At 68.9% G+C, this 12,644-nt stretch carries 10 protein-coding genes; 7 read left to right on the plus strand and 3 right to left on the minus strand.

Annotated features, from left to right (window positions below; genetic code table 11):
* Window positions 1–19: 19 nt before the first annotated feature.
* The 5 genes from CMO28_RS09940 (at window position 20) to CMO28_RS09960 (ending at window position 7,035) form a co-directional block, all read left to right on the plus strand.
* Window positions 20–1,885, plus strand: a complete 1,866-nt coding sequence (locus CMO28_RS09940) for an extracellular solute-binding protein (RefSeq protein WP_296713026.1) — start codon at window positions 20–22, stop codon at window positions 1,883–1,885.
* Between the two features lie 18 nt (window positions 1,886–1,903).
* Window positions 1,904–2,989, plus strand: a complete 1,086-nt coding sequence (locus CMO28_RS09945; RefSeq protein WP_296713028.1) for a microcin C ABC transporter permease YejB — start codon at window positions 1,904–1,906, stop codon at window positions 2,987–2,989.
* 3 nt (window positions 2,990–2,992) lie between these two features.
* Entirely contained in the window at window positions 2,993–4,045 is a 1,053-nt protein-coding gene (locus tag CMO28_RS09950; RefSeq protein ID WP_296713030.1) for an ABC transporter permease, read from the plus strand.
* The gene (locus tag CMO28_RS09955; RefSeq protein WP_296713031.1) at window positions 4,042–5,679 is read left to right on the plus strand and encodes an ABC transporter ATP-binding protein; all 1,638 of its coding nucleotides are present in this window, start codon (window positions 4,042–4,044) and stop codon (window positions 5,677–5,679) included. The genes CMO28_RS09950 and CMO28_RS09955 overlap by 4 nt, the downstream gene beginning before the upstream one ends.
* A gap of 117 nt (window positions 5,680–5,796) precedes the next feature.
* Window positions 5,797–7,035, plus strand: a complete 1,239-nt coding sequence (locus CMO28_RS09960) for a bifunctional transcriptional activator/DNA repair enzyme AdaA (protein ID WP_296713033.1) — start codon at window positions 5,797–5,799, stop codon at window positions 7,033–7,035.
* Here CMO28_RS09960 and CMO28_RS09965 read toward each other — a convergent pair.
* The 3 genes from CMO28_RS09965 to CMO28_RS09975 form a co-directional block, all read right to left on the minus strand.
* A complete protein-coding gene (locus tag CMO28_RS09965; RefSeq protein WP_296713037.1) occupies window positions 7,010–8,266 on the minus strand; it encodes a lipase family protein in 1,257 nt (418 codons plus the stop codon). The two genes, CMO28_RS09960 and CMO28_RS09965, sit on opposite strands and share 26 nt — an antisense overlap.
* A 132-nt stretch (window positions 8,267–8,398) precedes the next feature.
* Entirely contained in the window at window positions 8,399–9,805 is a 1,407-nt protein-coding gene (locus tag CMO28_RS09970; RefSeq protein WP_296713038.1) for a leucyl aminopeptidase family protein, read from the minus strand.
* Window positions 9,806–9,925: 120 nt separating this feature from the next.
* Window positions 9,926–11,149 carry a TAXI family TRAP transporter solute-binding subunit gene (locus CMO28_RS09975; RefSeq protein WP_228382238.1) on the minus strand — a complete coding sequence of 408 codons (1,224 nt, stop codon included), beginning with the start codon at window positions 11,147–11,149 and terminating at the stop codon, window positions 9,926–9,928.
* Window positions 11,150–11,429: 280 nt separating this feature from the next.
* On the opposite strand from CMO28_RS09975, the gene CMO28_RS09980 reads away from it, so the two are divergent.
* Entirely contained in the window at window positions 11,430–11,975 is a 546-nt protein-coding gene (locus tag CMO28_RS09980) for a disulfide bond formation protein B (protein WP_062761534.1), read from the plus strand.
* A 55-nt stretch (window positions 11,976–12,030) separates the two neighbouring features.
* Window positions 12,031–12,609 (plus strand): demethoxyubiquinone hydroxylase family protein, encoded by a 579-nt coding sequence (locus CMO28_RS09985; RefSeq protein ID WP_296713040.1) that lies wholly within the window; start codon window positions 12,031–12,033, stop codon window positions 12,607–12,609.
* Window positions 12,610–12,644 lie beyond the last annotated feature (35 nt).

Raw genomic sequence — 12,644 nt, forward strand, 5'->3', positions numbered from 1 at the left:
GGAGGGATGACGACAGGTGATGGCCGAACAACGGATGCGGGGACGCGGATGGCGTCGCCCCGCCCGGGTGGTACTGATGCTGGGCGGCCTCTTGGCCGGAAGCATCGCCGCCTTCACGCCGGTTCTTTCGGGCCAGGCTCTGGCGGAGCCGTCGCATGGCATATCGATGTATGGGGATCTGAAATATCCCGCCGATTTCGATCACTTCGCCTATGCCTATCCCGAAGCACCCAAGGGCGGCACGCTGAGAAGCGCCGCCCGGGGCACTTTCGACAGTCTCAACCCGTTTGCGCTGCGGGGCATCTCCGCACCGGTCAGTCTTGCCTTCGACACGCTGACCGTGCAGAGCCTGGACGAACCCTTCTCGGAATACGGGCTGATCGCCAGGACCATCGACAAGGCGCCGGACAATTCCTCGGTGACCTTCACCATCCGCCCCGAAGCGCGTTTCCACGACGGGACGCCGATCACCGCCGCCGATGTGGCGGCGACCTTCGATCAGCTGCGCGAGAAGGGCCACCCGACCTATCGGATCTATTATGCCGAGGTGGCGGGCGTCGACGTGCTGGACGACCGCACCGTCCGCTTCCGCTTCGCCAACACGAAGAACCGTGAACTGGCGCTGATCCTGGGTCAGCTGCCGGTGCTGCCCAAGGCCTGGCTCGATACCCACGATCTGGGGGCGGGCACGCTGGAGCCGATCCCCAGCAGCGGGCCCTACAGGGTGGCCCGCGCCGAGCCCGGCCGCACGCTGGTGATGGAGCGGGTGAAGGACTATTGGGCCAGAGATCTGCCGGTGAATGTCGGCCGGTACAATTTCGACCGCATCGTCACCGACTATTACCGCGACGACGAGGTCTCGGTGGAGGCGTTCAAGGCCGGCCAGTACGATCTTCGGGTCGAGAACAGCGCCCGGCGCTGGGCCACCGCCTACAACATGCCCGAGGTCGAAAGCGGCAAGCTGAAGCTCGACACCATCCCGCACCGGCTGTCGACCGGCATGCAGGGGCTGGTGATGAACACCCGCCGTCCGGTCTTCCAGGACCCGGCGATGCGCCGGGCGATGCAGTATGTGTTCGATTTCGAATGGTCGAACAAGACCCTGTTCTACGGCGCCTATACCCGCACCGACAGCTATTTCGAGAACTCGAACATGGCATCCTCGGGCATTCCCGAGGGGGCGGAGCTGGCGCTGCTGGAGCCCTATCGCGACCAGCTGCCGGCGGATCTGTTCACCAGGCCCTATACCGTGCCCAAGACCGATGGCAGCGGCGCCAATCGCGCGGGGCTGAAGACCGCCTACGACATCCTGGCCAAAGCCGGCTACGAGGTGAAGAACGGCAAGCTGTTCGCCCCTGATGCCGATGCCCCGGTGCGGATGGAGTTCCTGATCCAGGATGCCGCCGAGGAACGCATCGTGATGCCGATCACCCGCAGTCTGGGCCGGCTGGGCATCGAGGCGACGGTACGACAGGTGGATGCGGCGCAGTACGAGAACCGGCTGCAGACCTTCGATTTCGACATCATCACCGAAATCTGGCCGCAGTCTCAATCCCCCGGCAACGAGCAGCGCGAATTCTGGGGCAGCGAGGCTGCCGACCGTCCCGGCAGCCGCAATTATGCCGGGATCAGGAACCCCGTGGTCGATGCGCTGATCCAGAAGGGGATCGATGCCGAGGACCGGCAGAGCCTGGTGACCGCCGTGAAAGCGTTGGACCGGGTGCTGCTCTGGGGCGACTACGTCATCCCGCAATTTCACCTCCCGGCCTTCCGGATCGTCCACTGGAATAAGTTCGGTCGCCCGCCGGTGCTGCCCGATTACGGCATCGATCTTTACACCTGGTGGGTCGACGACGCGCTCGCCGCCCGCTACGGCCTGCGCTGACAGGGGGCCCGGTTCCGGATGTTCGCTTACGTCCTGCGCCGCCTGGCCCTTATTCCGCTCACATTGTTCGGCATCATGGTGATCAACTTCGCCGTCGTCCAGTTCGCCCCCGGCGGACCGGTCGAACAGATGCTGGCGACGCTGAGCGGGGCCCAGGCCGACGCCACCTCGGGGTTTTCCGGAGGGGGCCGAGAGGTCGCCACCCCCTCCATGTCGGGCAGCGATTATCGCGGCGCCCGCGGCCTGCCGGACGGGCTGGTCGAGGAAATCCGCACCCTTTACGGCTTCGACAAGCCGCCGGTCGAACGCTTCCTCGACATGATGGGCAGCTATCTGGCCTTCGATTTCGGCGACAGCTTCTTCCGCAACGCGCCGGTGGTGGACCTGATCCTCGACAAGCTGCCGGTCTCGGCCTCGCTCGGGCTGTGGAGCACGCTGATCATCTATCTGGTCTCCATTCCGCTCGGCATCGCCAAGGCGGTGCGCGACGGCACGCCCTTCGATGTCTGGACCAGCGGTCTGGTGATCGTGGGATATGCCGTGCCGGGCTTTCTGTTCGCCATCCTGCTGGTGGTGATCTTCGCCGGCGGCTCGGTGGTGTCGTGGTTCCCGCTGCGCGGGCTCGTCTCGGACAACTGGGCCGAATTGCCCTGGTGGCAGCAGATCCTCGACTATTTCTGGCATCTGGCGCTGCCGGTGGCCTCGCTGGTGATCGGCGGCTTCGCGACGCTGACCCTGCTCACCAAGAATTCCTTCCTGGACGAGATCGGCAAACAATACGTGATCACCGCCCGGGCCAAGGGGTTGAGCGAGAACCGCGTGCTCTACGGCCATGTCTTCCGCAACGCCATGCTGATCGTGGTCGCCGGCCTGCCCGCCACCATCGTCGGGCTGCTGTTCACCGGCTCGCTGCTGATCGAGGTGATCTTCTCGCTCGACGGGCTGGGGCTGCTGTCCTACGAGGCGGTGCTCAACCGCGACTATCCGGTGGTCTTCGCCTCGCTGTTCATCTTCACCCTGATCGGGCTGCTGCTGAACCTGATCGGCGACCTGATGTATGTGGCGATCGATCCGCGGATCGATTTCGAAGCCAGGGGAGGCTGAGCCATGGGCATCGCTGCACGCCTCGGCTTTCGACCGCTCGGGCCGCTGAACCGCCGACGGCTGCGCAATTTCCGCCGCAATCGCCGGGGCTTCTGGTCGTTCTGGATCTTCCTGGTCCTGTTCCTGGTCTCGCTCGGTGCCGAATTCGTCGCCAATGACCGGCCCATCCTGGTCTCGTATCAGGGGCGTCTCTATGCCCCGGTGCTGTTCGACTATCCCGACACCGAATTCGGCGGCTTCCTGCCGACCCCGGCCAATTATCGCGACCAGATCACGCAGGAGACGATCGACGCCGAAGGCTGGGCGATCTGGCCGCCGATCCGCTTCTCCTACGACACGATCAACTTCAACCTCGACCGGCCGGCGCCGGCGCCCCCCTCGGCCGAGAACTGGCTCGGGACCGATGATCAGGGGCGTGACGTGCTGGCCCGGCTGATCTACGGCTTCAGGCTCTCGGTGCTCTTCGGGCTGGGGCTCACCATCGCAAGCTCGGTGATCGGGGTGATCGCGGGCGCGATCCAGGGCTATTTCGGTGGTGTCACCGACCTTATCTTCCAGCGGCTGATCGAGATCTGGGCGGGGCTGCCGCAGCTTTATGTGCTGCTGATCCTCTCGGCCCTGTTCGAGCCGACGGTCTGGCTGCTGCTGGGGCTGCTCACCCTGTTCTCGTGGACGGGGCTGGTCGGGCTGGTGCGGGCCGAATTCCTGCGCACCCGCAATTTCGACTATGTCCGCGCCGCCCGGGCCATGGGGGTGGGGGATATCGGCATCATGCGCCGCCATATTCTGCCCAATGCCATGGTCTCGACCCTCACCTTCCTGCCCTTCATCCTGTCGGGCGGGATCACCGCGCTGACCTCGCTCGACTTCCTGGGGCTGGGCCTGCCGGCGGGCTCCCCCTCGCTGGGTGAGCTGCTCAATCAGGGCAAGAACAATCTTCAGGCCCCCTGGCTCGGCATTTCGGGCTTCGTGACGCTGGCGGTGATGCTGTCGCTGCTGATCTTCATCGGCGAAGCGATCCGCGACGCCTTCGATCCGCGCAAGGTGTTCTCGTGAGCGGCGCCCGTCAGGCAAATCCTCCCGTCCTGTCCGTCCGCGATCTGTCGGTCACCTTCCGGCACGAGACCGGCGAGACCAGGGCGGTGGCGGGGGGGTCGTTCACGGTGGGGGCCGGCGAGACGCTGGCGATCGTGGGCGAAAGCGGCTCCGGCAAATCGGTGACGGCGCTGGGCATTCTGGGGCTGCTGCCGCGCAGCGCCGATGTCGCCGTCGGCGGCAGCGCCCGTCTGGGCGAGGCGGAACTCGTCGGCGCATCCGAGCGGGCGCTGCGCCAGGTGCGCGGCAACCGCATCGCGATGATCTTTCAGGAACCGATGACCGCGCTCAATCCGCTGCACCGGGTGGAGCGGCAGATCGCCGAGACGCTTGCCCTGCATCGCGGCCTCGAGGGGGCTGCGGCCGCGGCGCGGATCGATGCGCTGCTGCGCGAGGTGGCGCTGGTCGATGCCGAAGGCTCCACCGCCCGCATCCGGCGGTCCTTCCCGCACGAGCTGTCGGGCGGCCAGCGCCAGCGGGCGATGATCGCCATGGCCTTGGCGAACGAGCCCGAGATCCTGATCGCCGACGAGCCGACCACGGCGCTGGACGTCACCGTCCAGGAAGAGATCCTGGGCCTGCTCGCCCGCATCCGGCGCGAGCGCGGCATGGCGCTGATCCTGATCACCCATGACCTCGCCATCGTCCGCCGCACCGCCGACCGGGTGGTGGTGATGCGCCGCGGCGAGATGATGGAGACGGGCACCGCCGAGGAGATCTTCCGCACGCCGCGCAACGACTATACTCGCATGCTGATCGCCTCGCGCCCGCGTGGTCTGCCCGATCCGGTCCCGGCCGGGGCGGCTCCGCTGCTGTCCGTGCGGGATCTGGCGGTGCGCTATCCGGTAAAGGGCGGGCTGCTGCGCCGGGTGGTGTCTCATGTCGAGGCGGCGGTGGGGGTGAATTTCACCCTTCGCCCCGGCGAGACCCTGGGGTTGGTGGGCGAGAGCGGCTCGGGCAAGAGTTCCGTCGCCGCCGCTCTCGTCCGGCTGACCACCGCCGAAGGTGTGGTCGATTTTGCCGGCACCGACCTCGCGAAGCTGGATCAGAAGCGCCTCCGGCCGTTGCGCAACCGCTTCCAGATCGTGTTCCAGGACCCGTTCGGCGCGCTGAGCCCACGCATGACCGTGGGCGATATCGTGGCCGAAGGGCTGGATGTGCATGCGCCCATCGCCGACCGGGCGGCGCGTCGGGACCGGATCGGTGCGGCACTGGCCGAAGTGGGGCTGGATGCGGCGATGCAGGATCGCTTCCCCCATGAATTCTCGGGCGGGCAGCGCCAGCGCATCGCCATTGCCCGGGCGCTGATCCTGGAGCCCGAGCTGATCGTGCTCGACGAGCCGACCTCGGCGCTCGACGTCTCGATCCAGGCCCAGATCGTCGAGCTGCTGCGCGGCCTGCAACGGCGGCGGCAGCTGGCCTATGTGCTGATTTCCCATGATCTGGCGGTGGTGCGGGCGCTGGCTCATAAGCTGATCGTGCTGCGCCAGGGCCGGGTGATGGAGCAGGGTGAGGCGGCCTCGGTGATGGCCTCGCCCGAGACCGATTATACCCGGGCGCTGATCCGTGCGGCTTTTCCCGACGGCCTGTCCTGAGCGCGAGCGGGCTTGGGCGCGTGACATCCCTGTCCGGTCGCGGATGGTGTGGCGGGGGCCATGGGTGCAGGATGGGGGCAATCGATCCCCTTGATCTGCCGGGAGGAAACCCGACCCATGGCCTCTGATCCCATCGAACGTTCTGTACCCGTCGACCTTGCGGCGCCGGCCGACGTGCTGGCGCTTGCCGGCGATCAGGTCGGCGACGACCGGCTCTGGCGCATCGTCGCCGACCGGGACCGCCGCTTTGCCGATGCTTTCCGCCTGGGCGTGATCACCACCGGCATCTACTGCCGGCCGGGCTGCCCTGCCCGGCTGCCCAATCGCGAGAATGTCCGCTTCTATCCCGACGCCCATGCCGCCGAGGCGGCCGGTTTCCGCGCCTGCAAGCGCTGTGCGCCAGAGGCACAGGCGCTGGGGCCTGAACAGAAGCTGGTCCTCTCCGCCATGGGCGCCATCGACCGGCGCGAAGAGGTCCCGGGGGCGACGGAACTTGCCAGCCTGCTGGGGGTGGAGACCCGGCGGCTGGCGCGCGCCTTCGGCCGGGTGCTGGGGGTGGCGCCGGCCGAGATGCTGCGCGGGCTGAAGCGCCGCCGGTTCCGCGCGGCCCTGAAGGCGGGGGAAAGCGTCACCGAGGCGGTCTATACCGCCGGCTTCGGCGGCCCCGCCCGGGTCTATGACGGCGGTGCGGCGGGGCTGGGCATGGCGCCCGGGCGCTTTGCGGCCGGCGGGGCCGGCGAGGTGGTGTCGTGGCGGATCTTCGACTGCCCGCATGGCCGGCTGCTGATCGCGGCGACCGAACGCGGGATCGCGATGATCGCGATCGATCCCGACGATGCGGCCCTGCTCAGGGGGCTTGCGGTCGATTTTCCCGCGGCCCTGCGGGTGGAGGCCGCAGCCGACCATCCGCTGATCGGCCGCGCCGCCCAAGTGGTGCTGGACGGGCTGACCCGCGATGCCGCCCGGCTGGATGATCACGGCCTGCCGCTGGATCTGCGGGCGGGCGCCTTCACCCTCAGGGTCTGGGAGGCGTTGCGCCGGCTGCCGGCCGGCACCGTCACCACCTATGGGGCGCTCGCCCGGGCGCTGGGCAATCCCGGCGCAGCCCGGGCTGTCGGGCGGGCCTGCGCCACCAACAAGATCTCCCTGCTGGTCCCCTGCCATCGGGTGCTGCCCGAACAGGGCGGTTTCGCCGGCTATCGCTGGGGAGAGCGGGTGAAGCGGGCCCTGCTCGAGGCCGAGCATGCCGAGATCCACCCGGACCGTGCCGCCACGGATGCGGCGACACGGGCGGCGACCGAGCCGCGGGAGGAGGTGGCGGAAGCCCCGCTCAGGATGCGCCGCAGGTCGAGCTGACCGGCTTGCCTGCCATCACCTGGCGCACGAAGGGCACGCTGTCCTTGAGCGAGCCGTTGACGGCCCCCGAATGGTCGAGCCCCGGATAGACATGGGCCTGAACCACGGTGCCCGCGGCGCAGGCGGCATCGACCACCGCCTTCTGCATCGCCGGCGGCACGTCATGATCTTCGGCGCCGGTGCCGACGAACAGCGGATGGGCCAGCTTGACCGTCGGATAGGCGAGCGACGGCGCAAGCCCGGTGATCACCTCGATGGCCTTGGGGGTCATGGCGTTGCCGCGGGTGAGGCCGGCATCGGTGACTGCCTTGAAGATCGGCATCACGCAGCCGGTGCGGGCCTGGTTCAGCACCGGCATCGCCTTGGGCGTGAACATCTGGCTGACATCGGCTTTGGTCGGGGCCTGTTCGGCCAGCAGGCCGATATAGAGCAGATAGGCGATGGTCGGGTCGACCTTGTCGGGATTGGCCTTGGCGACCGCGGTCATCAGCTGCGGTGTCAGATAGGGAATGCCGGTCGAGACCGTGCCGCGGATGTCGATATCGGGGGCATAGTCCGGTGCGAAGGCGGCGGTCGCAAAGGCGGCGCCGCCGCCCTGGGACTGGCCGATCAGCACCACCCGGTCGGCAAGGGCGACCCCCAGTTCTTTCTGGCCCGACTGCACGGCGCGGACCGAATCGAGCGTGCTGTAGGCTTCGGGCCGGGTGGCGAGATAGGGGTGCGGGCCGGCGACGCCCAGGCCCTGATAATCGGTAGCGACGATCGCGAAGCCTTCGCGCAGCCACCGGCCCAGATAGTCGACATCGCGCCTGGACCGCCCGGTCCACGAGGGTGCGCAGGCATCGGCCACGCCGACCGTGCCATGCGCCCAGGCGAGCAGCGGCCAGCCGCCGGCCGGCGGCCGACCCTTGGGCACGAACAGCGCACCTGAGACCACCACGGGTCCGTCACCCGAAACGCCGTCGGTCGAGGTGTAGAGGATGCGCATCTGCTGGCCGGCCCCGGGCAGGCCCAGCTTTGCGGGCAGGGGTTCGGTCCGGAGCAGCAGGCCGGCCTGATCCGGGATGCTGCCGGTCCAGTCGTAAAAGGCCGAGACCCCGCCGTCGCCCTGGGCGGCATTCGGGCGGGGCATCTCGGCGGCGGTGACCGGCGTGGCGGCGATGGCCACAAGGGCGGCGAGTGCCGCAAGCGGTGCGGCGAGGCCGCGCCGGGTAAGGGCTGTACGTGACATCGGGGGGCGTCTCCCTGCGCTGGTTCTTCTTGCAGATCAAAGTCTGCCAGAACCGACGCAGGGCGCCTTGCGAAGATTGGGCAAATTCCGCTTTGCGGTTGTTGATTGCCGATCAGGCCCGCGCTCCGGATGTCAGGCCGAAGGCGCCCAGCGGTCGGCGATCATCCGGTAGAGCGCCCGCACGCCCATGATTTCGCCACCTTCCGGCCGGCCCGGGCGATTGCGCGTGTTCCAGGCCATCAGGTCCAGATGCAGCCAGCCCTTGCGCGCCTCGCCCGCGAAGGCATCCAGGAACAGAGCGGCCGTGGTCGCCCCGGCGAAACCGCCGCCGCTGACATTGCAGATATCGGCGATCTTGCTGTCGAGCATGTGGCGATAGGCGCGATGCAGCGGCAGGCGCCAGACCGGATCGTCTTCGGTACGGGCAGCACTTTCCAGGGCCGCGGCCAGAGCGTCGTCTTCGGCGAAGAAGGCGGCGATTTCGGTGCCGACCGCCACCCGGGCGGCGCCGGTCAGGGTGGCGACGTCGATCAGCAGTTCAGGCATGTCACGCGCCGCCTCGGCCAGGGCATCGGCCAGGATCAGCCGTCCCTCGGCATCGGTGTCGCCCACCTCGACCGAGATGCCGGCGCGGGTCTTGAGCACGTCGCCGGGGCGGAAGGCATCGCCGGCGATGACGTTGTCCACCGTCGGGATCAGCACTCTCAGCCGCACCGGCAGGTTGGTGTCGATGATCATCCGCGCCAGCGCCAGCACATGGGCGGCGCCGCCCATATCCTTCTTCATCAGCCGCATGGCCGAGGCCGGCTTGATGTCGAGCCCGCCGCTGTCGAAGCAGACCCCCTTGCCGACCAGGGTGACCCTGGGATGGCTTTCGTCGCCCCAGCTGAAATCGATCAGCCGCGGCGGCCGGGTGCTGGCCCGGCCGACGGCATGGATCGCCGGGAAATTCCGCTGGACCAGATTGTCGCCGACGATCTCGTCATAGCGGCCGCCGGCATTCTCGGCGATCCGCCGGGCTGCAAGCGCCAGCTCGTGCGGGCCCATATCCTCGGCGGGGGTGTTGATCAGGTCGCGGCCATGGGAAATCGCCTGGACCAGGGCGGCCAGCCGCACCTGATCGGCCGCGGCCGGCACCACCAGGGTGGCCGGGGCCCGGCGATCCTCGGTGCGACCCAGATAGCGGTCGAACCGATAGGCGCCCAGCGCCCAGCCCATGGCGAGGTTCGTGACGAGCCGGGGATCGGTCGGTTCCGGATCCAGCCGCCAGCGGCCCTCGGGCAGCTTCTGGGCCAGATCGCCGATAGCCCAGGGGCCCGGTTCCGCTGCGGTCACCATCACGGCGCCGGCGATGCCGCCCTCGGCATCGGGCAGCAGCGCATGTGCACCCTGCCGCGGCTTGAAGCCCTGCGCCGAAAGCCAGGCCGCGATCCGGGGCTCGGCAGCATCGCGCCAGGCGGCGAAATCGCGCTCGGTCACCAGGGTCAGCGGCAGGGCGGCGGCGTCGCGGTCACGCGACAGGCTCGGGATCTCGGCCATGGACGTGCGGGGCTCCTCGATCGATGGATGCGGAAAATCGCGCCAATCGACAAGGTCAGCGCCCGGGGCGCCGCCGTCAAGCCCGGGGGATCATCATCCGGTACCGTCAGATGATGCGGCTCAGCTGGCGGGGGTGCCGGGCTTGGGTTCGGGCATCGGTGCATCCGGTGTCGCCGGTGCCTCGGGCGTGGCCGCGGGCTCGCTGCCCAGATCATCCAGCGGTGCCGCTTCGGGCGGGCTGCCGGATGGGGCATCCGGGGCCGCATCGGCATCGGCCGGCTTGCCCTCGGCGGCCGCCTTGTCGCGGGCCGCCCGCCATTCGGCATAGAAGCGCTCCGCCCCCGGATGAAGCGGGATGCCGACGCCGAGCGTGGCGGTCTCGGGCCGGATCAGCCGTCCCTTGGCATGGCCGGCATCCAGCAGGCCGCGAGTGGGCGTGCTCCACAGCGCCCGGGTCAGGCCATAGACCAGTTCGGCATCCAGACCCTCGCGCACCACCCAGAGTGCGCGCACGCTGACCGTGCCCACCGGGGCTGCCAGGTCATAGGCATCGCGGGGGATGACGTCTTCCACGAAAAAGGGGTGTTTTTCGACCAGGGCGCCGCGCAGTTCGGGTGCCAGCGGCACCAGGTTCGCGACCCCGTCGCGGATCGCGGCCCCGATCGAGACCGCGGGATAGCCGCTCATGAAGAACATCGCGTCGAGCGAGCCGTCGCGCAGATGGTCGACGGCCACCTCGGGATCGAGGTTCTCGACCTTGATCCTGTCGAGCGGAATGCCCGCTGCAGCCAGCACCAGCCGGGCGTCGACCAGGGTGCCGGATCCGGTGCGGTCGAGCGATACCCGCTTGCCCACCAGATCCTTGAGATCGGTGATGCCGGCCCCGACCCTGGCCACCACATGCAGGCTTTCAGGGTAGAGGCTCGCGATGGCGCGCAGATCCGGCATGGAGGGCGCGCCGATTTCGGCGCCGCGACCGGCCTCGGCCAGAACCGCGATATCGGCCTGGGAGAGGCCGCTGTCGACCTGGCCGTCGTTCAGCAGGTTGAGATTGTCGACCGACCCGCGGGTGGTGACCGCCACGGCGACCAGGTTCGGAATGCCGCAGGCGCCGCCATCCTCGCAGGGGCGGGAACCGGGCGGGTTGCTGACCGCATTGGCGATGATGCCGCCGATCGGGAAATAGGTCCCGCCGGTCGATCCCGTGCCGATGCGGAAGAAGCGCATCGCCTCTTCCTGGGCGGCGGCCTGACCCGATGCCGAGAGCAGGCCGGCGACGACGGTTGCAGCGGCCCATCGTCGCAGCGCCACCAGTCTCATCAACCCCAGGTAGATAATCTGCATGAAGTCCGGGGCGGGGACGGGACAGGCGGACACGGCGGTCCGGGTGCTGCGGGCCATGATGCACGGATCTCCGCTGGCGAGACGAGGCGTCGCAGGGGGCCGCACGACCCTTGTCCGGTGTGTGCGGAGTGCGACTTGCTTGTCCGGTCGATCCTAGCCACACTCGCGGCATCCGTCGAGCCGCCGTGACACACGTCACGGAACGGTCGCAGGCCCTGCCGCAGGATGGCCCGCCCGGCCGCCCGTGCGGCCGTCCGACATGCCGGAGAGAACGCGCCCCATGTCCCTGCTCACCAAGCCCGTCGACCTGATGGCGGCACGCCTGCGTGCCCGTGGGATCGATCCGCTGCTGCCCTTTCTGGGGGCCGCCAGCCTTGCCCTGCTGGCCGGCGCCCTCGGCTTTCAGGTCCTGGGCGGGCTGGAGCCCTGCGTGCTCTGCCTGCAGCAGCGCTGGCCGCATCTGGGCGTGGTGGTGGCGGCAGGTGCGCTGACGGCGCTCGGGCCCTCGCGGCGGGTGCAGGGCTGGGGGCTGCTGCTGATCACGGTACTGCTGCTGGTGACCGGCGGCATCGGCCTCTACCATGTGGGCGTCGAGCAGGGCTGGGTGGAGGCAAGCGCCGCCTGCACGATGAGCACGGCCCAAGGCGGCGGTGCCCAGGATCTGGCCGCGCTGCGGGCCGCCATTGCCGGCGCACCGCGTGCCGCGTGCACCGATATCGTCTGGTCGCTGCTGGGGATCAGCATGGCGGGGTGGAATGCGCTGCTGTCGGTTCTGCTGGCGGGGATTGCCGCGGGCGGCGCGCGGCGTATCTTCAGGCATGGCTGACAAGCCGACCGGAGGATCCTTCGCCGGATCATCCCCGACCGGAGACCGCCCTGACATGACCGACGAGCCCCGCCCGACAGACGGCCGCCCCACCGCCGCGCGTATCCTGCCCGGCGATCCCGATCCCCGCACCCTGGTCGAACGCATGATCCGGGTCGATCAGGCGGGGGAATATGGTGCCGCCCGGATCTATGCCGGCCAGCTGGCGGTGATGGGCAAGGGTCCGCATGGCGCCACCATCCGCCATATGGCAGATCAGGAACGGGTACATCTGGAGACCTTCAACCGGATGATGGTCGACCGCCGGGTGCGCCCGACCCTGCTGTCACCGGTCTGGCATGCCGCGGGTTTCGCGCTGGGGGCGGTGACCGCCGCCATGGGGCCGCGGGCGGCGATGGCCTGCACGGTTGCGGTCGAGGAAGAGATCGACCGCCACTATCGCGCCCAGTCTGCCGCACTTGGCCCCGACGAAGCGCCGCTCCGCGACACGATCGAGCGTTTTCGCGCGGAAGAGCTGGAGCATCGCGATACCGGCCTTGCCCATGGCGCCGAACAGGCGACCGGCTACAAGGCGATGAAGGCGCTGATCGGCACGGGCTCCCGGCTTGCGATCTGGCTGTCGACCCGGGTCTGATCGGCACTGTTGACACCGCGCCCGGGCGGCGCGCA

Origin of the sequence: Tistrella sp., from assembly GCF_002684955.1 — a bacterium.
In the GTDB taxonomy this organism is placed as follows: Bacteria; Pseudomonadota; Alphaproteobacteria; order Tistrellales; family Tistrellaceae; genus Tistrella; species Tistrella mobilis.